The following is a 19,802-nucleotide window of genomic DNA, read 5'->3' as shown; positions in this document are numbered from 1 at the left end:
ACATCCGATTCACGCTCCGGTCCTCGCCTTGCTGCGGTCCTGCGCGACCGGATGTCATCGAATGGGCTCGTGCACGGTGACGAGCTTGGTGCCGTCGGGGAAGGTCGCCTCCACCTGGATCTCATGGACCATCTCGGCGATCCCCTCCATCACCTGGTCCCGCGTCAGCACCGTGGCGCCGTCGCGCATCAGCTCGGCGACGCTGCGGCCGTCCCGCGCGCCCTCCACCACGTAATCGGTGATGAGGGCCACCGCCTCCGGGTGGTTGAGCTTCACGCCGCGCTCCAGCCTTCGCCGCGCCACCTGGGCGGCCATGGCGATCAGCAGCTTGTCCTTCTCGCGCGGCGTCAGGTGCATGCGGGCCTCATACGGGTCGGGGCGATCATGGCCCGGCCTCCCTCATGTCGTCCACAGGCGCGGCAGGCGCGGCGGCAGGCCGAGTGCCGCCCCCCGGATGGCGGCGATGGCTGCCCTCGTGGCGCGGCGCACCGCGCTCGCTCCGCCGAGCCAGCGGGCGAGCAGCAGCCCGGGCCGGGGCAGGGTCGCTGCCCCGGGTGCCTGCTCGGGCAGGGTGCGCAGCAGGTCCCGCATCGCCTCCGCCTCGGGGGCGGCGAGCAGCAGCGTGGCCATGGCCTCGGCGCCGCCGAAGCCGAAGGGGGCGGCAAGCTGCTCGGCCGGTGCGTCAAGCGACAGGGCATCGGCCCAGAGCAGCCCGTCCGGTCCGGCGAGGCGCCAGGAATCCAGGACCGCGCCGCGCCGCATCCGCTCGCCCGCGGCGGCTCGACCGAAGACCAGCATCTCGGCGGCCAGCAGCCGCGCGCCCTCGGCCAGCTCCGCCCGCATGCGCCGCGTCATGCGGGCGCCGTCGAAGAGGATGGTTTCCTGCGGCAGCCATTCCAGCACCGCGCCCGCGCCGAGCGAGAGCCGGGTCTCGATCCGCGTCGCCGGGCCGAGGCTGCGATAGACCTTCTCCGCCGCCGCGGTGCAGAGCGTGGCCCGCGCCCCCGGCTCCAGCCGCACCGCCTGGCGCAGCGCGTCGCCGCCTGCGAGGCCGCCGGCGCAGTTCAGCAGTGCCGCGGTCGGCGGCTCGCCCGGCTCCGGGTCTGGGAAGAGCAGCCGGAGGGGCGCCTGCTGGAAGAGGGTTCGCAGGACGGTGCCGCGGGGGGAGGTGCCGAAGCCCAGTTCGAAGGCGCCATCGGCCCGCTGGTGGCGGGAGGGTGCGGCTGGGGCGTCACGTGGCATCGGCCAAGCATGGCATGCGGCCGCCCCCCGGCAAACCCACCGTTCCGGCCCTGCACTTTTCCGTCCCGCCCCCCTTCCGCTGACAGGCCCGGGCGGACATGCTGCCGCGCCGCAGAGGAGGGTTGATGGGATGATTTTAAGGGCCGAACCACTGACCTCCGCCGCCTTCCTGGCCTTCGGCGAGGTCATCGAATGCCCGAGCGTGCCGGGCCGCACCTATTTCGAGGATGCGCTGGCCAATCTCCGCCCCCAGGCCCGCCCCAGCATCTCGCTGACGGTGAAGGACAAGGCGGCCGCCATGCCGCTGCGCTCCACCACCATGGAGCGGCACGAATTCTCCTCGCAGAGCTTCATCCCGCAGCAGGCCGGGCGCTGGCTGGTGATCGTCGCGCCGCATGCCAGGGATGGCGGGCCGGACATGGCGCGGGCGCGGGCCTTCCTCGCCGGACCGATGCAGGGCGTCACCTTCGGTGCCAATGTGTGGCACCACCCCTTCACCATCATCGATGCGCCCGCCCGCTTCGTCATCACCATGTGGCGGGACGGCACGAAGGGCGACGAGGAATTCGTCGAGGTCCCGGAATTCACCGTGGAGCTGCCCTGATGCCCTATGAGGTGCGGCGCGACTTCATCGGCTACGGCGCCAACCCGCCCGACCCGCAATGGCCGGGCGGCGCGAAGCTCGCCGTCAATTTCGTCATCAACTACGAGGAAGGCTCGGAGCCCTCGATCGCGCTTGGCGACGGCTATACCGAGACCGGCCTCACCGAAGCCAACGGCGCCCGTCAGGTTACCAAGGGCCGCGACCTGGCCGCCGAGGGGATGTTCGAGTACGGCAGCCGCGTCGGCTTCTGGCGGCTGACGCGGCTGTTTCAGGAACGCGGCCTGCCGCTGACCATCTTCGGCTGCGCCCTTGCCCTGGAGCAGAACCCGGAGGCCTGCGCCGCCATCCGCGCCGCCGGCTACGACGTGTGCAGCCATGGCTGGCGCTGGGTGAAGCATTTCGAGCTGTCGGAGGCGGAGGAGCGCGATCACATCGCCCGCGCCGTCGCCAGCCTCGAGAACACCATCGGCGAGAAGCCCGCCGGCTGGTACTGCCGCTACGGACCGAGCGTGAACACCCGCCGCCTCGTCGTCGAGCATGGCGGCTTCCTCTACGACAGCGACTACTACGGCGAGGAGCTGCCCTTCTGGCTGACGGTCGAGGGCAAGCCGCAGCTCGTCGTGCCCTATTCCATCACCAACAATGATGGGAAATATGCCGGCTGGATGGGCACCAGCGACCAGTGGTTCTCCTACATCCGCGACGCCTTCGACATGCTTTATGCCGAGGGGCAGGCCGGGCGGCCGAAGATGATGTCGGTCGGGCTGCACCAGCGGCTCATAGGTCATCCGGCCCGCGCCGTCGGGCTGCAGCGGGTGCTGGACCATATGATGCAGAAGCAGGATGTCTGGATCACCCGGCGGGTCGATATCGCCCGGCACTGGGTGGCGACGCATCCCTATCCCGGCAAAGGGTTGAACGAATGACGCCATTGGTCGTCGCCCTCGGCGACAGGCAGTACCGCGTCGAGCGCCCCTGGGGCGACCTGCCCGAGGGGCCGGGCCGCATCAGCGACGTCGCCTGCGACGCGGCCGGCAACGTCCTCGTGCAGTACCGCACGGACCCCTATGTGGAGCAGGGCGGGCCGGCGATTGTCGTGCTCTCGCCGGCGGGCGAGCGGATTGCGGCCTGGGGCGCGGGCGAGGTGGCCGACGGGCATATGGCCACCGTGCATCCCGATGGCCGCGTCTTCGTCGTCGACCGCGATGCGCATGAGGTCATCATCTTCTCGGCGGCCGGTCATCGCCTGGGGGCGCTCGGCAAGCGTCACCAGCCGGGGATGCCCTTCAACGCGCCCTGCGACATCGCCTTCGCGCCCGATGGCAGCATGTATGTGGCGGATGGTTATGGGAATTCGCTGGTCCACCGCTTCGCCGCGGATGGCACATGGCTCGGCGCCTGGGGCCGGCCGGGCCAGCGGGCGGGCGAGTTCAGCACGCCGCACTCGGTCTGGGTCCTCGGGGATGGCCGCGTGCTGGTGGCGGACCGGGAGAACAACCGCGTCCAGGCCTTCACCCCGGAAGGCACCCACCTGTTCGACATCCGCGACCTGCACAAGCCGATGGACGTCCATGGCGGCCCCGAGGGCAGCTTCTACGTGACGGACCAGATCCCCCGGCTGAGCCAGTTCAACGCCGAGGGCAAGCTGATCGGCCGCTGCCGCCCGGTGCTGAACGGCGCGCATGGCATGTGGTGGGAGCCGGCCAGCGGCGTGATCTACCAGAGCGAGCAGAACCCGAACCGGCTGACCCGGCTGGTGCCGGTGTAGGGGGCGGCACTCAGAGCACGGTGATGTTCCTCTCCCGGATGATGCGGCCGTAGCGGGCCTGCTCCTCGCGGATCAGCGTGGCGAAGTCCTCGAGGATGACCGGCTCGACCTCCATGTCGGGCGGCAGCCGCTCGCGTACCGCATCCATCCGCAGGATCTCGGCGAAGCTGTTGGCGAGCCGAGTGAGGATCGGTGCCGGCACGCCGGCCGGGGCGACCACGCCATGCCAGTAGCGCAGCTCGAGATCGGGATGCACCGCCTCGCGGAAGGTCGGCACATCCGGCAGCACCGGCAGGCGCCGCGGCGAGGAGATGGCGAGGATGCGGAATTTGCCGCCCTCCAGATGCGGCAGCAGGGAATTGGTGGAGCCGGCATAGAAGGGGATGCGGCCGGTCATCAGGTCCGTGATGATGGCCTGCTCGCCGCGATAGGCGACGCTTTCCAGCCGGACGCCGGTCAGCCCCATCATCATCTCCATCGTCACATGCGGCGAGCTGCCATTGCCGACGCTGCCGAAGCCGATGCCCGGGTTGCGCCGGATATGCTCGAGCGCCTCCGCCACCGTCCGGATCGGCAGCGTCGCCGAGACGGCGAAGGAGACGGGCGCCCGGTAGGCGAGGCAGAGCGGGGCGAAATCCCCAAGGCCGTAGGTGATGTTGGGATAGAGGTTCGGGTTCATCACCAGCGTGCTCGTGGCGACCCAGCCGAGGGTATAGCCATCCTTCGGAGAGCGTGCCGCGGCCTCCGCGCCGATCATGGTATTGGCGCCGGGCCGGTGCTCGATCACCAGGCTCTGGCCGAGCATGGGCTGCAGCTGCTCCCCGATCAGCCGCGGCACCAGGTCTCCGGCGCCCGGGGCGAAGGGATAGATCAGCCGGATCGGCCGGTTGGGCCAGGCCTCCGCCTGGGCGCGGGCGAGGCCGGGCAGCGCCAGGAGCCCGGCGGTGACGGCGCGGCGTCCGGGATGGGGTGGCATGGCGGTTGTTCCTCCCTGTGGTCCTCGGTGGCCCCCGTTACTGACCGGCGGCGCGTGATTTTCGTTGGGCGACGGGGATCGCCTCCGTGCCGATGATGCCGGCAGCGGCGAGCGCTGCTCGCTCGGCGGGCGGGAGGCCGAGCAGCCCGCCCAGCACCGCGTCATTGTCCTCGCCAAGGGTCGGGGCGGGGCGGCGGATAGCATAGGGACCGCCGCCCGCATCGCGGAAGGGGGCGGAGGGCTGGTCATGATGGCCAAGCCAGGGGCGCTCCACCGGCTGCCAGAAGCCGCGTGCCCTGAGATGCGGGTCGCGCACCAGCCCGGTCGGCCAGCGCAGCGCACCCGCGGCAATGCCAGCCGATTGCAGCGCCGCCATCGCGGCATCCGCCTCGCGCTCCGTCGTCCAGGCGGCGATGGCGGCCTCGATCTCCGCCTCCCGCGCGCGGCGGCCCCTGGCCTTCGCCAGGGCCGGGTCGGCGGCGAGGTCCTCGCGGCCGATCACGGCGCAGAGGCGCGGCCAGGCGGCATCCTCGGTGACGGCGAGGGCGATCCAGCCTTCGCCACTGCAGGGGAAGCAGCCATGCGGCACCATGCGCGGGTGGCGGTTGCCGAGGCGCGGGCCGGCCGAGCCATTGGCCGATTGCGCCAGGATCCAGGGTGCGACCAGCGGGAACATGCACTCCACCTGGGCGAGATCGATATGCTGCCCCTCCCCGGTCTCGCGCCGGTGCAGCAGGGCGGTGAGCACGGCGGCGGCCGCATTGAGCCCGCCGATCGGGTCGCCATAGGCGAGCTGGTTGGTCGTCGGTGGCCAATCGGCATTGCCCGAGACGCTGGGCAGGCCGGAAGCGTGCTCGAGCGTCGAGCCATAGGCCCGCGCGTCGCGCCAGGGGCCGCTGCCGCCGAAGGCCGGCATGGAGACCATGACGAGGTCCGGCCGCTCCCGCACCAGCGCCGGGTAGTCGAGGCCGAGCTTCGGCAGCACCTCGCGCGCATAGTTCTCGACCACCGCATCGGCCTCCCGCACCAGGCGCTTCAGCAGGGCGGCGCCCTCCGGCGTGGTGAGGTCGAGGGTGATGCCCGCCTTGTTGCGGTTCAGCACGCCGAAGCGCAGGTCCCGCTCGTATTGCCGCTCCGCGAAGAAGGCCGGGCGGGGATCGACCCCGCGCCACCAGTCCGGGTACTGGCAGGCCTCCACCTTCACCACCTCAGCGCCGAGATCGGCGAGCTGGCGGGTGCAGAGCGGCCCGGCCCAGCCCATGGAGAGATCGACGACCCGGAGCCCTGCGAGCGGCAGCCCGGCGGGGCGGGCCGGCTTGCGGCGGGGGCGTTCGGGCAGGGGCTGCCCGTCATGCTCGCCAGGGCGCGGGGCGCGGCCGCCGGTGAGGGGCGGCGTGCGGGTCAGCCGCTGCGGCAGGGTCGGCCCTTCGAACTGCCGTTCCCCCAACTGCACCGTGGCGAAGGCATCGCGCGCCCGGTGCGTCGGCGTGGCGAGCAGCCGTGCCATGTCGGGCACCACGGCGAAGGGCAGGCGGCGGCGCAGCGCCTCCTCGAACCACTCCTCCGCCGTGCGCTCGCGCAGGCGGGGGACGAAGAGTGCCTCCAGCTCCGCCACATGCGCCAGCCGGTCGAAGCCGACGACGAAGCGCGGGTCATGCCCGACCTCCGGCGCGCCGATCATGTCGCAGAAGCTGCGGAATTGTGCCGGGGTGACGATGGTGACGCCGAGCCAGCCCTCGAGGCAGGGATAGACGCCGAGCGGGCAGCTGGGCGCGAAGCGGTTCACGCCGTGGCGGCGCTCCACCATCGGGTGGGTAACCGCCTGGGCCGCCTGGTACTCGGCGATGGCGACATTCGCCTCATGGATGCTGACCTCCAGCCGCCGCGGCGCGCCGGAGAGCAGGGCGGCCGCCACCGCGTTGAAGGCGGCGATGCCGCCCACCACGGCGCCGGCGATGCCGCCGAGGATGGAGGGCGGGCCTTCCACCGGGCCGGTACCGATGAGGATGCCGGAGAGGGCGCGGCAGGTGGCATCGGTCGCGGCGAAGTCGCGGTAGGGGCCGCCATCCCCGAACCAGGAGATGCCGGCGGTGATGGTGGCGGGCGGCGAGGCCTCGTCGCGCTCGGCAGGCGGGCGGCCATCCAGCAGCACGTCGCAGTCATCGATGCCATCCAGCCGCGTGACGCTGCGCTTGTTGGTGCTGAGCCAGGCGAAGAGGGCGGATTGCGGGCCCTCCGCGGTGTCGACCAGGGGCGGCTCCGCCCGCAGCGGATGGCCGCCCGGCGGCTCCAGCACGGTGACCTGGGCGCCGAAATCGCTGAATATCTTGCCGGCATAGGCCGTGGCGACGTTGCCGCCGCATTCCAGCACCCGGAGATGGCGCAAGGGCAGGGCGGCGTCGGGGTCGCGCGGCATGCAGACAGATCCTCCTGGGTGTTATTTTGTTATCACAAAACAGGAGGGCCGGCTGCGTTGTCAATCCCCGCCTATTCCCTGGCGGCGACGTTGATCTCCGGCAGGCGGCGGATCAGCGCGTCGGCGTAGACGGTGATGTCCCGCTGGATGGCGAGCCGGGCCAGGGCGCTGTCGCCCTCGCGGATGCCGCGGATCACGTCATGATGCGGGTGCTCCTCCGGCCGGTGCAGGAAGCGCATGCGCGTCAGCGCGGCGTTCAGCGGGCCGCATTGCAGCCAGAGGCTCTCCACCAGGCGCAGCAGCACCGGCATGCCGGCCAGCGTGCAGACCTCCATGTGGAAGCGCTCGTTCTCCACCAGCATCTCGGGCGAGCGCCCCGCCACGCGGGCCTCGCTCATGCGGGCATGGATCGCCGCCAGCCGGTCCGCATCCTGCGGCTTGGCGAGTTCCGCCGCGCGCGCCGCCGCCTTGCCCTCGAGGTCGGCGCGCAGCTCGCAGACCTCGCGCAGCCTCTCGTCGGACAGCAGCGGGACGCGGGCGGAGCGGTGGTCGAGCTGCTCCAGCGCCCCTTCGCTGACCAGCCGGCCGAGCGCCTCGCGCACCGGGGTCGGGCTGACGCCGAGCTCCTCGGCCAGGGTCCGCAGCTTGAGCTTCTCGCCCGGCCGGAAGCGGCTGCGCATGAGCTGGAGGCGCAACCAATGATGCACCCGGGCCGCGATCCGGTCGCCACCCGGCAGCGGAATCTCGGCATCCATGGGGTGGTTCCTTCCACAAATGGCTTGACAGGCACCGGCGCCGGCCTGATCTGTGATAACAAATTAGAAGCGTCCGGAGAAACTCCATGGCCGATATCGCCGTGCCCGTCGAAATCACGGCTTCCGTCTGGAAGATCGAGGCCACGCCGGGCCAGGCGGTCGCGGCCGGGGATGTGCTCATGATCCTCGAATCCATGAAGATGGAGATCCCGGTCGAATCGCCTCGCGCCGGCACGGTGAAATCCATCCTCGTCGCCGAGGGCGATCAGGTGAACGAAGGCCAGGTCGTGCTGCTGCTGGATGCCTGAGATGCTGGGCCCGGTCCTCATCGCCAATCGCGGCGAGATCGCCTGCCGCATCGCCGCCACCTGCCGCCGCCTCGGCCTCCGCAGCATCGCCGTCTATTCCGATGCAGATGCGGGAGCGATGCATGTCGCCGCGGCCGATGCGGCGGAGCGGATCGGGCCGGCGCCACCGCGTGAGAGCTACCTTTCCATCCCGGCGATCATCGCGGCCGCGCTGCGGAGCGGCGCCCGGATGGTGCATCCGGGCTATGGCTTCCTCAGCGAGAATGCCGATTTCGCCAGGGCCTGCGTCGAGGCGGGCCTCGTCTTCATCGGCCCGCCGGAGGCCGCGATCCGCGCCATGGGCGGCAAGGCGGCGGCCAAGGCGGTGGCGCGCGAGGCCGGCGTCGCCGCCGTGCCTGGCTATGACGGCGAGGATGGATCGCCTGAGCGCCTGGCCGAGGAGGCCGGGCGCATCGGCTATCCGGTCATGATCAAGGCGGTCGCCGGTGGCGGCGGCCGCGGCATGCGCCGGGTGGAGGCAGCCCCCGGCTTCCCCGCGGCGCTTGCCGCGGCCCGGCGCGAGGCCACGGCCTTCGGCGATGACCGCGTGCTGGTCGAGAAATTCGTCGCCAGCGCCAGGCATATCGAGGTGCAGGTCCTGGCCGATGCGCATGGCACCGTGCTGCATCTCGGCGAGCGGGATTGTTCCCTGCAGCGGCGCAACCAGAAGCTGGTGGAGGAATCCCCGGGCCCCGGCATCGATGCCGCACTGAGGGCGGAGCTCGGTCGCCGCGCCGTGGCTCTCGCCCGGGCGGTCGGCTATGTCGGCGCGGGCACGGTGGAATTCGTGGCCGATGCCACCCCGCCGCTCGACGCCGCGCGCATCTGGTTCATCGAGATGAACACGCGCCTGCAGGTGGAGCACCCGGTGACGGAGATGGTCACCGGCCTCGACCTCGTCGAATGGCAGCTGCGCGTCGCCGCCGGCGAGCGCCTGCCCTTCGCGCAGGAGGACCTGGCGCCGCAGGGCCATGCGGTCGAGGCGCGGCTCTGCGCCGAGGATCCGGCGCGGAATTTCCTCCCCTCCCCCGGCACCATCGCCATGCTCCGCCTGCCGGAGCCTGGGCCGGGGCTGCGGATCGATGCCGGCTTCCGCACCGGTGACGTGCTGACGCCGTTCTACGATCCGCTGATCGCCAAGCTCATCGCCCATGCGCCGAGCCGGGCCGAGGCGCTGGAGCGCCTGGCTTCCGCCCTCGACGCAGTCGTGGCAGAGGGCATCCGCACCAATGCCGGCTTCCTCGCCCGCGCGCTGCGGAGCGAGGCCATGCAGGCAGGTGGTGTGGATACGCATTTTCTCGAAGGCTTCCGGCTGCGCGACGCCGCGGCCTGAATCCCCCAACAGGACTTGACTCATGTTCTCTCTCGCCAAGACCAATGCCCTGCGCCCGGCCCTGCTCGCCCTCGGCGGCAGCCTCGCCATCGCCGCTTCGGCGCAGATCCAGGTACCGATGCAGCCGGTGCCGATGACGATGCAGAGCCTGGTCGTGCTGCTGGTCGGCGTTGCCTATGGGCCGCGCCTCGGGGCGGCGACGCTGCTGCTCTATCTGGCCGAGGGGCTCTGCGGCCTGCCGGTCTTCGCCGGCTTCCGCGCCGGGCCGGCGGCACTGATGGGGCCGACCGGCGGCTTCCTGCTCGGCTTCGTCCCTGCCGCTGCCCTGGCGGGGTGGCTGGCGGCGCGGGGCTGGACGCAGGGCCTGTGGCGCAGTGCCGCGCTGTTCCTCGGCGGCCATGCGGTGCTCTTCGCCTTCGGCCTTGCCTGGCTGGCGGTGCTGGCCGGGCCGGAGCGGGCGATCGCCCTCGGGCTGCTGCCCTTCCTGCCGGGCACCGCGCTGAAATCGGCGCTGGGCGTTGCCCTGCTGCGTGGGTTGCGTCGCGGCTAGGCCGCGCGGGCTGTGTCGCGGCTAGGCCCAACGAGAACGACATAGGGGAGGCAAGGATGGTCTGGCAGGCCGAGTTGGACGAGCTGCGGCAACGCGAGGCGCTGGCGCGGCAGATGGGTGGCGCCGACAAGGTGAAGCGCCAGCATGATGGCGGCCGCCTGACCGTCCGCGAGCGGGTGGATGCGCTGGTCGATCCAGGCAGCTTCCACGAGACCGGCACCATCGCCGGCAAGGCGCAGTACGACGCCACGGGGAAGCTGGAGGAGTTCACCCCCTCGAACTGCGTCTTCGGCCGCGCCGCCATCGACGGACGGCCGGTGGTGGTGGTCGGGGACGACTTCACCGTGCGCGGCGGCAGCGCCGATGCCACCATCCGCGAGAAGCCGTTGATGGCCGAGCGGCTGGCCAATGAGTTCCAGCTGCCCATCATCCGCATCATCGAGGGCTCGGGCGGTGGCGGCTCGGTCAAGACCATCGAGACCACGGGCCGTGCCAACCTGCCGAACGGCGTCGGCGGCGGCGGTATGTTCAACTACTCGACGCTCAACATGTCGGTGGTGCCGGTGGTCGGCCTCGGCCTCGGCTCGGTCGCCGGGCTTGGTGCGGCGCGGCTGGCGGCCAGCCACTACTCGGTGATGACCAAGAGCTCCGCCATGTTCGTCGCCGGCCCGCCGGTGGTCTCGCGCCTCGGCAAGGAAGTGACGAAGCAGGAGCTTGGCGGCTGGGAGATCCAGTGCCGGGCCGGCGGCGTCGATCATGCCGTCGATACCGAGGAGGAGGCCTTTGCCTGCGCCCGGCGCTTCCTCTCCTACCTGCCCTCCTCGGTGCATGGCCTGCCGCCCATCACGCCCTGCACGGACGACCCGGAGCGGCGGGACGAGGCGCTGATGGCCGCCGTGCCGCGCGACCGCCGGCGCGTCTACCAGATGCGTCCGATCATCGAGAAGGTGGTCGATGAGGGCAGCTTCTTCGAGATGGGCCGGATGTTCGGCCGTTCCGTCATCACCGGCCTCGCGCGGCTCAATGGCCAGCCGGTGGCGCTGATGGCGAGCGACCCCTTCTTCTATGGCGGCTCCTGGACCGCGGATGCCTGCCAGAAGGTGGTGCGCTTCGTGGACCTCGCGGAGACCTTCCACCTGCCCGTCGTCTACCTGATGGACTGCCCGGGCTTCATGATCGGCCTCGAGGCGGAGCGTGCGGCGACCATCCGCCATGGCGTGCGCGCGATGGCGGCGGTGAACCAGACCACGGTGCCCTGGTGCACCATCGTCATCCGCAATGCCTTCGGCGTCGCCGGCGCGGTGCACCAGCCGGCCGGGCGCCTCTCGCTGCGCTACGCCTGGCTCTCCGCCCGCTGGGGCTCGCTGCCGCTGGAGGGCGGGATCGAGGCGGCCTATCGCGCCGAGATCGACGCCGCGGACGATCCGGCCGCGAAGCTGGCCGAGATCGAGGAGCGGCTGAACCTGCTGCGCTCTCCCTTCCGCACCGCCGAGACCTTCTGGGTGGAGGAGATCATCGACCCGCGCGATACGCGCCGGCTGCTCTGCGACTTTGCCAAGCTGGCGGAGCCGCTGCGGCGGCCCCAGCCGTCGCGGCTGCAGATGCGCCCATAGGGACGGGCTGAGGACGGCCAGCATCCCCGCCACAGCCGCCACGAGAGCGGAGGGGGATGCAGGCCGGTGACATGGGAGGAACGAGGATGAGGACGCCGCTGCCCTGGATCGCCGGCCTGTTGCTGCTCGGATTGAGCCTGCCGGCCGCCGCCTTCCCCGACCGGCCGGTGCGCATCATGGGCGGCTTCGCCGCAGGCGGCACCGGCGACATCATCAACCGCCTGATCGCCGAGGCGGTCGCGCCGAGCTTCGGCCAGCGCCCGGTGGTCGAGGTGCGGACCGGCGCCAACGGCTTCGTCGCCGCGGAGGCGGTGGCGAACAGCCCGCCCGACGGGCATGTGGTGGTGCAGTGCTCGACCGGGATGCTGACCATCAGCCCGCAGCTGCCCGGCGCCAAGCTGCCGATCGACCCGGCGCGGGACCTGCTGCCCATCGCCAACATCGTCCATTCGACCCAAGCGATGGTGGTGTCGTCCCGCTCGCCCTATCGCAGCGTGGCGGAGGTGATCGCGGCGGCCCGGGCGCGGCCGGACACCATCACCTATGCCAGCGCTGGCATCGGCTCCGTCTCGCATCTCTCCGGCGCGCGCTTCGCCCAGCTCGGTGGGCTGCGCATGGTGCATGTACCCTATCGCGGCGCGGCGCCCGGCGTGCTCGACGTGGCGGCGGGGCGGGCGGACCTCATCATCACCAATCTCGGCGATGTGGCGGCGCAGCTCGACCAGGGGCTGCGGCTGCTGGCCTTCGCCGACGGCATCGGCTCACCGCGCTACCCCGGCGTCGGGCAGGTCTCGGATACCTTGCCAGGCTATGCCGTCAGCGGAACCTTCGGCCTCTGCGGGCCGCGCGGCATGCCGGAGGAGGTGGTCGGCCGCTGGGTGGAGGCGCTGCGTACCGGCTTCGCCGAACCCGTGCTGCAACAGCGCCTGCAGGAGAACGGCCTTACCTTGCGCTTCGAGAATACGGGCGAGTTCGCGCGCAGCATCGAGCGGGACCGCGGCCTCTGGGGCGAAGTGATACGGGCCGGGCAGATCAGCCTCGAATAAGACCATCACAGGGAAGGACATGACATGCGGATGCTGATGGGGGCGGCGCTGCTCGGCGCCGCGCTGTGCATGGGGCCGGCCATGGCGCAGCCCGCCGACCGGCCCTTGCGGATCGTCGCGGGCTTCGCACCGGGCGGCACCTCGGACATCGTGGCGCGCGTGGTGGCCGAGGGGGTGGCGCAGTCGCTCGGCCAGCGGCCGGTGGTGGAGAACCGCACCGGCGCCAATGGCTTCATCGCCGCCGAGGCGGTGGTGCGTGGCCCGAGTGACGGCTCGACCGTGCTGCAATGCCCGATGGGCAGCATGACCATCAGCCCGGAAATCCCCGGCATGCACATCCCGATCGATGTGTCGCAGGATCTCGTGCCGGTCGCCAATGTCGCCCGTTCCAGCTATGCGGTGGTGACGGGCGCGCGCAGCCCCTATCGTACGCTGGAGGAACTGCTGGCCGCGGCGCGGGCCAGGCCCGGCGCGCTCAGCTATGGCAGCGCCGGCATCGGCACCGCGCAGCATCTCTCAGGCGAACGGCTGAAGGGCATGGCCAGTGTCGATCTCGTCCATGTGCCCTATCGCGGCGCGGCGCCGGCGGCACTCGATCTGATCGCCGGGCGGATCGACATCCTCATCACCAATCTCGGCGACGTCATCCGCCAGGTTCAGGGCGGCGAGCTGCGCCTGCTGGCCCTGGCCGACGAGGCAGGTTGGCCGGACTTCCCCGATGCGCCACGCCTGCCGCGCATCGTTCCCGGGTTAGAGGTGATCGGCTGGTTCGGAATCTGCGGCCCGCGCGGCATGCCGGAGGAGGCGGTGGCGCGCTGGGCCGACGCCATCCGCGCCAGCCTCGGCGGTGCCGAGTTGCGCAAGCGGCTACTCGACAACGGGCTCGCCCCGGCCTTCGAGGATCCGCAGGCCTTCGCGCAGACTATCGCGCGGGACCGGCGGATGTGGGGCGAGACGATCCGCGCCGCGCGCATCCGCGCCGAATGAATCTTGCGCGTCCTGCTCAGGCGGCAGGGCGCCTGATCCATGGCGCCATGCTCTGCAGCACCCCGTCCCGCCGGATCAGCGCATGGAACAGCGCGGCGCCGAGATGCAGCAGGATGACCAGGAAGAGCAGATAGGCGAGGGCGGCATGCGCCCGGTGCAGCAGCGTGTAGAGCCCTGCATCCTGCGGCAGGACCGGCGGCAGGCGGAGCGGCCCATAGAGCACGATCGGGTAGCCCGCCGCCGAGAGCATCGCCCAGCCGATCAGCGGCATCGCCAGCATCAGCGCATAGAGTGCGACATGCGAGGCGAGGGCGGCGGCCCTTTGCCACCATGGCAGGTCCTCGGGCAGCGGTGGCGCGCCGTGCCGCCAGCGCTGCCACAGCCGGATCAGCACCAGCAGCAGCAGGGATATGCCGAGCGGCTTGTGGATCGAGACCAGCTGCCAGTAGCGGGGCGAGACGGTCGAGACCATGCCGACGCCGATGAACAGCATGGCAAGGATCATCGCCGCCATCAGCCAGTGCAGCCCGCGCTGGAGCGGGGTGAAGCGGTCGCTGCGCGCGTTCATGACCGGTCTCCCGGCTTGGCCATGCCTGTGGCGGCGCGCCCCTGTTCCGCTTCGCGGCGGGTGAAGGAATTCGCATAGGCGGGCGAGCGCGCGAGCAGGATCGGGTCCGCCGAGGGCTCGATGCCGGTGGGCAGGACCAAGGGGTCATAATTGATGTCGCGGCAGGGGCCGGTGGCTTCGTCCTGCGCCCGCTCCACGATGAGCGTGCCGACATCCACCTGCTCGCGGTCCGCCGGCCAGGCTCGGGTGGCGTCCTCGGTCGGGTCGTCCGGGCCGGCGATGGTCACGACGAGATGCCAGCGCAGGGGGCCGGCCTGGAGGCGGGTCTCGAGATCCTGTTCCAGGGCATCCGGCCCGAGGCGCGCCAAGGCTTCCTGGCTCGACGCTGCCTGCGGCAGGGTGGCCCGCATCGACCAGCGCACGCTGCGCCGCAGGCCAGCCGCGTCGATGAAGCGGAAGGCGTTGAGGCTGTTGTAGCTCTCCTCGGCGAAGCTCGTCGTCCAGGGGGCGGTGCGGGCCCATTGGTTGAAGGCCGCCGCTTCGGGATGGCGGGCGGCGAAGGCGCGGAGCGCTTCCGGGTCCGGCTTGCCGGTGGCCGGCAGTGCGCGGGCCGCCAGCACCTGCTCGTAGAAGGCTTCCACGGTTGCCACGGGGAAGACGGGGATATTGTTCATCCCGCTGCGCCATTCCTGTCCGTTTGGCGCGGCAATGCGGATCGCCATGCTGCGGACCCGGCCGCTGGCATCCGGTGCTGCCGGGTCGCCGGTGGCGATGGCGAAGCGGCCGGTGACGGGGTAGCGCCCCGCGGCCAGGACCGAGGCCGTCGAGAGTCCGGCGCCGGCGCCATTCGCCTCGAACTGGCCGGTGAAGCAGATACCCTTCGAATGGTTCCGGCGATGGCCCACGGGGTTGCCGCCGCGCGCACTGAGTGCATTCACCACGCGTTCCGGCGAGATCCGGTCCGGGCTGAGCCAGCCGCCCGCATAAGCGAAGCTGCCGGCCACGACGGCGAGGACGGTGCCGATCACGGTGAGGCGGCCTGGTTGCAACCGCCTGATGGCGGCCATGGTGGTCGGGCTGCGTGGCATGTGCCGTCTCCTGGGGCTATCACTCTTCATGAGACCGTCAGATGCGCGGGTCTTGCCTCTATTCCGCAGGTTCTTTCGGCATTACAGGGAATAAACCTCCGCTTCAGGCGTCATGGGTTGGTATGCGCGATACAGGAGCGGCGGCAGGGCATCGCTGATGCATGAGTTCGATGAACATCTGCGGGCATTGCTGCCGCGGCTGCGCCGCTTCGCGCTGCAGTTGACGCGCGAGCCCGCATCGGCGGATGACCTGGTCCAGACCTGCCTTGAGCGGGCGCTGTCGCGCTGGTCGTCGCGGCAGCCTGACGGCGACCTGCGGGCCTGGCTGTTCACCATCCTCTACCGGCAGTTCCTGGCCGAGCGGCGGCGCGCGCGCCGCTTCGCCCGGCTGGTCGAGTTGTTCACCGGCGCCGAGGCCGCCGAGCCCTCGCCGGAGGCCGGGACGATGGCCCGCTCTGCCCTCGATGCGCTGGCTCGCCTGCCGGTGGAGCAGCGCGCGTTGCTGCTGCTCGTCGGCGTCGAGGGGCTCAGCTATCAGGAGGCGGCCGAGGCGCTCGGCGTTCCGGTGGGCACCATCATGTCCCGCCTGTCGCGGGCACGGGGAGCGCTGCGCCGGCTCACCGAGGGCGATATCGCCCCGGCTGCCCTGAGGGTCGTGCCATGACGCCGATCTCCCCCTCGGAGGAGATGCTGCACGCCTATGTCGATGGCCGGCTGGATGCCGGGGACAGGCAGGTGGTGGAGGCCTTCCTGGCACGCTCGCCCGACTGGGCGAGGACGGTGGCTGGCTGGAAGGCCGATGCCGAGCGGCTGCGGGCCGAATGCGCCGGCGCCATGCTGCTGCCGCCCAACCCGCGGCTGGAGCCGGCGGTGCTGCGGCGCGGGCTGCAGGCGCGGATGCGGCGGAGGGCTGCGCTCGCGGCCTCGCTGCTGCTGACGGCCGGCCTGGGCGGTGTGCTGGGGTGGCAGGCGCGCAACCTGTCCCTTGCCGCCGCAAGGCCGCAGCCGATGGCGGATGCGGTGCAGGCCTATCGTGTCTTCGCCATGGCCCGCCCCCATCCGCCGGAAGTGGGTGCCCTCACGCCAACCGGGATGCATGCCTGGCTGTCGCAGGCCTTGGGCCGGGCCACCGTCCTGCCCGACCTGGGCGCGCATGGCTTCCGGCTGCTCGGCGCCCAGTTGGTCCCGACCGATGCGGGGGCGGCGGCCGTGGTCATCTATGAGGGTGAGGATAGCCGGCGCATCGCCTTCTATATCCGGCCGGGCGGCCCCTTCCCGACGGAGCAGGGCGGGACGCGGCGCGACGGCGCCTTGCTGACGCAGTATTGGTTCCGCGACGGCTACCGCTTCGCCCTGGTCGGTCGGGCCGATGATCCGAATTCGGCGGAGATCGTCTGGACCTTGCGCAGCACGGTCTAGCGCCTCGGCGTGAAAGGCGGCTTAGCCGCGGCGGCCGATTCCGTACCGCATTCATGGCGAGATCGGTGAGGTAGGGATCGCCGTGCCGCCGCCCGGCGGTCAGAGGTGCCGCATGCCGAGCTGGCGCAGCAGCGGCAGCAGCTGCTCGCGCGCCCGGATGCGATGCGCCTTGGCCCGCTCCTGCGCCAGGGCAGCCTGGCCCTCCCGGATCGCTGCCACGATGCCGCGATGCTCCTGCACCGAGAGGGTCGGCTTCGGGCGCAGGCGGAGGGTGAGCATGCGGGCGCGGTGGGACTGGTCCATCACCGTGCCGACCATGCGAAGGAGCCGGGCATTGCCGCTGCGCTCGACCAGGAGTTGATGGAAGCGCTCATCCGCCTCGGCCCAGGCGACGAGATCCTCGGCTGCCAGCGCCGCCTCCATCCGGGCGTTCACCGCATCGAGCTCCTCGGCGGCGGGGACGCGCGCCTCCGCCGGCTGGGCGGCGATCAGCTCGGCCGCGGCGCCTTCGAGGGCCACGACCACCTCGTAGATCTCGCGCATGTCCTCGGGCGAGAGGGCGCAGACCACCACGCCCCGGCGCGACAGGACGCGGACGAGGCCCTCCTCCTGCAGGCGGATGACCGCCTCATGCACAGGCGTACGGCTCATGCCGAACTGGAGGGCGATCTCCTGTTCGGAGCCCTGGTAGCCCGGCGCGAAGACATTGGTGCGGATGGCCCGCTTCAGCGCCTCGTAGGCCTCCTCCACGAGAGTGGGCTTGCCTGCCGGGGATTCCGCGCTGCTCCGCATCCTGACCATTCACGACTCCTGACCGCGCAGGCGGCCCGGCATTTTGGCGGTTGACGAGGCCAATGGCACCTCAGTATCTCCATACCATCTTGTATGGAAGATGGCGTGCCAGAATATGATGGGCGGTGGCCCATCCGCATCACTGGCCGCGAAGAGGGGGATGGAGATGCGCAGCTACCGGATCGCCGCCATGGGCGGAGACGGCATCGGGCCCGAGGTGATCGAGGCGGGCGTCCAGGCCCTCAAGGTCTGCGCCGAGCGTGACGGCGGCTTCGCCCTCGACTTCACCGATTTCGACTGGGGCTCCGACTACTACCGCAAGCATGGCGTGATGATGCCGGCCGATGGCGCCGACCAGCTGCGCGGCTTCGATGCCATCCTCTTCGGTGCCGTGGGCGCGCCGGACATCCCCGACCATGTCACCCTCTGGGGCCTGCGCCTGGCGATCTGCCAGCCGCTCGACCAATACGCCAATGTCCGCCCGACGCGGCTGCTGCCGGGCATCACCAGCCCGCTGCGCCACGTCTCGGGGCCGGAGCTCGACTGGGTGATCGTGCGCGAGAATTCGGAGGGCGAGTATTCCGGCGTCGGCGGCCGCGCCCATAAGGGCCTGCCGATCGAGGTGGCGCAGGACGTCTCCGTGATGACGCGGGCCGGCGTGCAGCGGATCATGCGCTATGCCTTCCGCCTGGCGCAGGCCCGCCCGCGCAAATTCCTCACCGTCGTCACCAAGAGCAACGCGCAACGCCATGCCATGGTGATGTGGGACGAGATCGCGGCCGAGGTCGCGGCGGAATTCCCCGACGTCACCTGGGACAAGATGCTGGTCGATGCGATGACCATGCGCATGGTGCTCAAGCCCGATACGCTCGACACCATCGTCGCCTCCAACCTGCATGCCGACATCCTGTCGGACCTGGCGGCGGCGCTGGCGGGCTCACTCGGCATCGCGCCCACCGCGAACATCAACCCCGAGCGCGACGCGCCCTCGATGTTCGAGCCGATCCATGGCTCCGCCTTCGACATCACCGGCAAGGGCATCGCCAACCCGGTCGCCACCTTCTGGACGGCCGCGATGATGCTCGAGCATCTCGGCGAGAAGCCGGCTGCCGACCGGCTGATGCGTGCGGTGGAGCGGGTGACGGCGGACCCATCGCTGCGGACGCCGGATCTCGGTGGGCAGGCCACCACGAAGCAGGTCACCGAGGCGGTCTGCGAAGCACTGCGGCAGGCGAACGACTGAGGCGTCACGCCGCATCCAAGGTCGCGGCATGACGGCCATCACCCGGAGGGAGGATCAAGCATGAACCGACGCAGGCTGCTCGCGGCCTTGCCGCTCACCCTGGCGGCGCCGGCCCTCTGGTCGTCCGCCGCCCAGGCACAGGCCGAATTCCCGAACCGGCCGGTGACCATCATCGTGCCCTTCGCGGCCGGCGGGCCAACGGATGTCATCTCCCGCCTCGTGGCGGAGGGCATGTCGCGCCATCTCGGCCAGCCTGTCGTCGTCGAGAACGTCACCGGCGCGGGCGGCACCATCGCGGCCGCACGCGTGGCCCAGGCCCGGGGCGACGGCTACACCTTGCTGATGCACCATGTCGGCCATGCCAGCAGCGCGACGCTCTACCGTCGCCTGCCCTACAACGTGGTGGACAGCTTCGCGCCGCTCGGCCTCGTCTCCGACGCGGCGATGACGCTGGTGGCGCGGCCCGACTTTCCGGCCAGCGACTTCGCCGGCTTCATCGGCGAGATCCGCAAGCAGGGCGACAAGCTGAACCTCGCCCATTCCGGCCTCGGCGGCGCCAACCATCTCTGCGGCATGCTGCTGCAGCACGCAGCCGGCACCGCCCTGACGGGGGTGGTGTTCCGTGGCAGCGCGCCAGCGATCACCGACCTCATGGGCGGGCGCATCGACGTCTTCTGCGACCAGGCGACCAACACCGCGCCCTTCCTGCGCGACGGGCGGATCAAGGGCTATGCCGTGACCTTGCCGGAGCGGGTGCCCGGCCTTGAGCTGCCGACCACGGCCGAGGCAGGTCAGCCCGGGCTGGCGATGAGCACCTGGCACGGCCTCTACGCGCCGCGCGCCACGCCGGCGGAGGTGCAGGAGCGTCTCGCCGTCGCCATCCGCGCCGCGCTGCAGGAGGAGCGGCTGCGCCAGCGCTTCGCCGAGCTGGTCACTGCCCCTGCGGCGGAGGAGCGCGCCACGCCGGCCTTCCATCGCCGCTTCCTGGCCGAGGAAGTCGCCCGCTGGCGGCCTATCATCGAGGCTACCGGCCAGTACGCGGACTGACCCGCCGC

Annotated in this window: 21 protein-coding genes; 13 read left to right on the top strand and 8 right to left on the bottom strand. The window is 71.2% G+C overall.

Annotated features, from left to right (window positions below):
* Positions 1-54: 54 nt before the first annotated feature.
* On the bottom strand, positions 55-357 hold the full coding sequence (locus BLR02_RS12880; protein ID WP_090663477.1) for an urease subunit gamma: 303 nt from the start codon (positions 355-357) through the stop codon (positions 55-57).
* A gap of 42 nt (positions 358-399) precedes the next feature.
* A complete protein-coding gene (locus tag BLR02_RS12875; RefSeq protein ID WP_090663476.1) occupies positions 400-1,242 on the bottom strand; it encodes an urease accessory protein UreD in 843 nt (280 codons plus the stop codon).
* Between the two features lie 130 nt (positions 1,243-1,372).
* On the opposite strand from BLR02_RS12875, the gene BLR02_RS12870 reads away from it, so the two are divergent.
* Genes BLR02_RS12870 through BLR02_RS12860 form a run of 3 tightly spaced genes read left to right on the top strand, consistent with a single transcriptional unit; the run spans position 1,373 to position 3,614 of the window.
* Complete coding sequence (locus BLR02_RS12870; RefSeq protein ID WP_090663475.1) at positions 1,373-1,846, top strand: ureidoglycolate lyase; 474 nt, start codon at positions 1,373-1,375, stop codon at positions 1,844-1,846.
* Entirely contained in the window at positions 1,846-2,772 is a 927-nt protein-coding gene (locus BLR02_RS12865; protein ID WP_090663474.1) for an allantoinase PuuE, read from the top strand. The genes BLR02_RS12870 and BLR02_RS12865 overlap by 1 nt, the downstream gene beginning before the upstream one ends.
* Positions 2,769-3,614 carry an NHL repeat-containing protein gene (locus BLR02_RS12860; protein ID WP_090563750.1) on the top strand — a complete coding sequence of 282 codons (846 nt, stop codon included), beginning with the start codon at positions 2,769-2,771 and terminating at the stop codon, positions 3,612-3,614. The genes BLR02_RS12865 and BLR02_RS12860 overlap by 4 nt, the downstream gene beginning before the upstream one ends.
* A gap of 10 nt (positions 3,615-3,624) precedes the next feature.
* On the opposite strand, the gene BLR02_RS12855 is transcribed toward BLR02_RS12860, so the two are convergent.
* From BLR02_RS12855 to BLR02_RS12845, 3 genes are all read right to left on the bottom strand, one after another.
* The gene (locus BLR02_RS12855) at positions 3,625-4,590 is read right to left on the bottom strand and encodes a Bug family tripartite tricarboxylate transporter substrate binding protein (RefSeq protein ID WP_090663473.1); all 966 of its coding nucleotides are present in this window, start codon (positions 4,588-4,590) and stop codon (positions 3,625-3,627) included.
* A 37-nt stretch (positions 4,591-4,627) separates the two neighbouring features.
* Positions 4,628-7,006: a CaiB/BaiF CoA-transferase family protein gene (locus BLR02_RS12850; protein ID WP_090663472.1), complete on the bottom strand. Its 2,379-nt coding sequence runs from the start codon at positions 7,004-7,006 to the stop codon at positions 4,628-4,630.
* Positions 7,007-7,077: 71 nt separating this feature from the next.
* A complete protein-coding gene (locus BLR02_RS12845; RefSeq protein ID WP_090663471.1) occupies positions 7,078-7,761 on the bottom strand; it encodes a GntR family transcriptional regulator in 684 nt (227 codons plus the stop codon).
* An 86-nt stretch (positions 7,762-7,847) separates the two neighbouring features.
* On the opposite strand from BLR02_RS12845, the gene BLR02_RS12840 reads away from it, so the two are divergent.
* The 6 genes from BLR02_RS12840 (at position 7,848) to BLR02_RS12815 (ending at position 13,637) form a co-directional block, all read left to right on the top strand.
* Positions 7,848-8,069 carry a biotin/lipoyl-binding carrier protein gene (locus tag BLR02_RS12840; RefSeq protein ID WP_090563757.1) on the top strand — a complete coding sequence of 74 codons (222 nt, stop codon included), beginning with the start codon at positions 7,848-7,850 and terminating at the stop codon, positions 8,067-8,069.
* Between the two features lies 1 nt (position 8,070).
* The gene (locus BLR02_RS12835) at positions 8,071-9,441 is read left to right on the top strand and encodes an acetyl-CoA carboxylase biotin carboxylase subunit (protein WP_090663470.1); all 1,371 of its coding nucleotides are present in this window, start codon (positions 8,071-8,073) and stop codon (positions 9,439-9,441) included.
* A gap of 22 nt (positions 9,442-9,463) precedes the next feature.
* The gene (locus tag BLR02_RS12830; RefSeq protein ID WP_090663469.1) at positions 9,464-9,991 is read left to right on the top strand and encodes a biotin transporter BioY; all 528 of its coding nucleotides are present in this window, start codon (positions 9,464-9,466) and stop codon (positions 9,989-9,991) included.
* A gap of 56 nt (positions 9,992-10,047) precedes the next feature.
* On the top strand, positions 10,048-11,604 hold the full coding sequence (locus tag BLR02_RS12825; protein ID WP_090663468.1) for an acyl-CoA carboxylase subunit beta: 1,557 nt from the start codon (positions 10,048-10,050) through the stop codon (positions 11,602-11,604).
* Positions 11,605-11,690: 86 nt separating this feature from the next.
* Positions 11,691-12,650 (top strand): Bug family tripartite tricarboxylate transporter substrate binding protein, encoded by a 960-nt coding sequence (locus BLR02_RS12820; protein WP_176849549.1) that lies wholly within the window; start codon positions 11,691-11,693, stop codon positions 12,648-12,650.
* Between the two features lie 24 nt (positions 12,651-12,674).
* A complete protein-coding gene (locus tag BLR02_RS12815) occupies positions 12,675-13,637 on the top strand; it encodes a Bug family tripartite tricarboxylate transporter substrate binding protein (RefSeq protein WP_090663467.1) in 963 nt (320 codons plus the stop codon).
* A 16-nt stretch (positions 13,638-13,653) separates the two neighbouring features.
* On the opposite strand, the gene BLR02_RS12810 is transcribed toward BLR02_RS12815, so the two are convergent.
* On the bottom strand, positions 13,654-14,205 hold the full coding sequence (locus tag BLR02_RS12810; RefSeq protein WP_090663466.1) for a cytochrome b: 552 nt from the start codon (positions 14,203-14,205) through the stop codon (positions 13,654-13,656).
* Positions 14,202-15,293 (bottom strand): catalase family peroxidase, encoded by a 1,092-nt coding sequence (locus BLR02_RS12805; protein ID WP_090663465.1) that lies wholly within the window; start codon positions 15,291-15,293, stop codon positions 14,202-14,204. Before BLR02_RS12805 ends, BLR02_RS12810 begins: the two co-directional genes overlap by 4 nt.
* Before the next feature lie 157 nt (positions 15,294-15,450).
* Between BLR02_RS12805 and BLR02_RS12800 the strand changes: the two genes are divergently transcribed.
* Both BLR02_RS12800 and BLR02_RS12795 read left to right on the top strand, forming a co-directional pair.
* A complete protein-coding gene (locus tag BLR02_RS12800) occupies positions 15,451-15,957 on the top strand; it encodes a sigma-70 family RNA polymerase sigma factor (RefSeq protein WP_090663464.1) in 507 nt (168 codons plus the stop codon).
* Positions 15,954-16,712, top strand: a complete 759-nt coding sequence (locus tag BLR02_RS12795) for an anti-sigma factor family protein (RefSeq protein WP_090663463.1) — start codon at positions 15,954-15,956, stop codon at positions 16,710-16,712. The genes BLR02_RS12800 and BLR02_RS12795 overlap by 4 nt, the downstream gene beginning before the upstream one ends.
* 99 nt (positions 16,713-16,811) lie before the next feature.
* Here the strand turns inward: BLR02_RS12795 and BLR02_RS12790 are convergent, their stop codons facing one another.
* Entirely contained in the window at positions 16,812-17,513 is a 702-nt protein-coding gene (locus BLR02_RS12790) for a GntR family transcriptional regulator (RefSeq protein WP_090663462.1), read from the bottom strand.
* 157 nt (positions 17,514-17,670) lie between these two features.
* Here BLR02_RS12790 and BLR02_RS12785 point away from each other — a divergent pair, with 157 nt between their 5' ends.
* Both BLR02_RS12785 and BLR02_RS12780 read left to right on the top strand, forming a co-directional pair.
* Entirely contained in the window at positions 17,671-18,747 is a 1,077-nt protein-coding gene (locus BLR02_RS12785) for a tartrate dehydrogenase (RefSeq protein WP_176849548.1), read from the top strand.
* A gap of 60 nt (positions 18,748-18,807) precedes the next feature.
* Positions 18,808-19,794, top strand: coding sequence for a tripartite tricarboxylate transporter substrate-binding protein (locus tag BLR02_RS12780; protein ID WP_090663460.1), 987 nt, complete (start codon positions 18,808-18,810; stop codon positions 19,792-19,794).
* Positions 19,795-19,802 lie beyond the last annotated feature (8 nt).

It is taken from the genome of Belnapia rosea, from assembly GCF_900101615.1.
Lineage (GTDB): Bacteria > Pseudomonadota > Alphaproteobacteria > Acetobacterales > Acetobacteraceae > Belnapia > Belnapia rosea.
The sequence above is the reverse complement of the archived record's forward strand: the minus strand, read 5'-3'. Positions and strand labels throughout refer to the sequence as shown.

What these genes read in the sequence shown, in the direction of transcription:
- BLR02_RS12880 (WP_090663477.1), bottom strand. Translation starts at nt 357, where the DNA reads ATGCACCTGACGCCGCGCGAGAAGGACAAGCTGCTGATCGCCATGGCC.
- BLR02_RS12875 (WP_090663476.1), bottom strand. Translation starts at nt 1,242, where the DNA reads ATGCCACGTGACGCCCCAGCCGCACCCTCCCGCCACCAGCGGGCCGAT.
- BLR02_RS12870 (WP_090663475.1), top strand. Translation starts at nt 1,373, where the DNA reads ATGATTTTAAGGGCCGAACCACTGACCTCCGCCGCCTTCCTGGCCTTC.
- BLR02_RS12865 (WP_090663474.1), top strand. Translation starts at nt 1,846, where the DNA reads ATGCCCTATGAGGTGCGGCGCGACTTCATCGGCTACGGCGCCAACCCG.
- BLR02_RS12860 (WP_090563750.1), top strand. Translation starts at nt 2,769, where the DNA reads ATGACGCCATTGGTCGTCGCCCTCGGCGACAGGCAGTACCGCGTCGAG.
- BLR02_RS12855 (WP_090663473.1), bottom strand. Translation starts at nt 4,590, where the DNA reads ATGCCACCCCATCCCGGACGCCGCGCCGTCACCGCCGGGCTCCTGGCG.
- BLR02_RS12850 (WP_090663472.1), bottom strand. Translation starts at nt 7,006, where the DNA reads ATGCCGCGCGACCCCGACGCCGCCCTGCCCTTGCGCCATCTCCGGGTG.
- BLR02_RS12845 (WP_090663471.1), bottom strand. Translation starts at nt 7,761, where the DNA reads ATGGATGCCGAGATTCCGCTGCCGGGTGGCGACCGGATCGCGGCCCGG.
- BLR02_RS12840 (WP_090563757.1), top strand. Translation starts at nt 7,848, where the DNA reads ATGGCCGATATCGCCGTGCCCGTCGAAATCACGGCTTCCGTCTGGAAG.
- BLR02_RS12835 (WP_090663470.1), top strand. Translation starts at nt 8,071, where the DNA reads ATGCTGGGCCCGGTCCTCATCGCCAATCGCGGCGAGATCGCCTGCCGC.
- BLR02_RS12830 (WP_090663469.1), top strand. Translation starts at nt 9,464, where the DNA reads ATGTTCTCTCTCGCCAAGACCAATGCCCTGCGCCCGGCCCTGCTCGCC.
- BLR02_RS12825 (WP_090663468.1), top strand. Translation starts at nt 10,048, where the DNA reads ATGGTCTGGCAGGCCGAGTTGGACGAGCTGCGGCAACGCGAGGCGCTG.
- BLR02_RS12820 (WP_176849549.1), top strand. Translation starts at nt 11,691, where the DNA reads ATGAGGACGCCGCTGCCCTGGATCGCCGGCCTGTTGCTGCTCGGATTG.
- BLR02_RS12815 (WP_090663467.1), top strand. Translation starts at nt 12,675, where the DNA reads ATGCGGATGCTGATGGGGGCGGCGCTGCTCGGCGCCGCGCTGTGCATG.
- BLR02_RS12810 (WP_090663466.1), bottom strand. Translation starts at nt 14,205, where the DNA reads ATGAACGCGCGCAGCGACCGCTTCACCCCGCTCCAGCGCGGGCTGCAC.
- BLR02_RS12805 (WP_090663465.1), bottom strand. Translation starts at nt 15,293, where the DNA reads ATGCCACGCAGCCCGACCACCATGGCCGCCATCAGGCGGTTGCAACCA.
- BLR02_RS12800 (WP_090663464.1), top strand. Translation starts at nt 15,451, where the DNA reads ATGCATGAGTTCGATGAACATCTGCGGGCATTGCTGCCGCGGCTGCGC.
- BLR02_RS12795 (WP_090663463.1), top strand. Translation starts at nt 15,954, where the DNA reads ATGACGCCGATCTCCCCCTCGGAGGAGATGCTGCACGCCTATGTCGAT.
- BLR02_RS12790 (WP_090663462.1), bottom strand. Translation starts at nt 17,513, where the DNA reads ATGGTCAGGATGCGGAGCAGCGCGGAATCCCCGGCAGGCAAGCCCACT.
- BLR02_RS12785 (WP_176849548.1), top strand. Translation starts at nt 17,671, where the DNA reads ATGCGCAGCTACCGGATCGCCGCCATGGGCGGAGACGGCATCGGGCCC.
- BLR02_RS12780 (WP_090663460.1), top strand. Translation starts at nt 18,808, where the DNA reads ATGAACCGACGCAGGCTGCTCGCGGCCTTGCCGCTCACCCTGGCGGCG.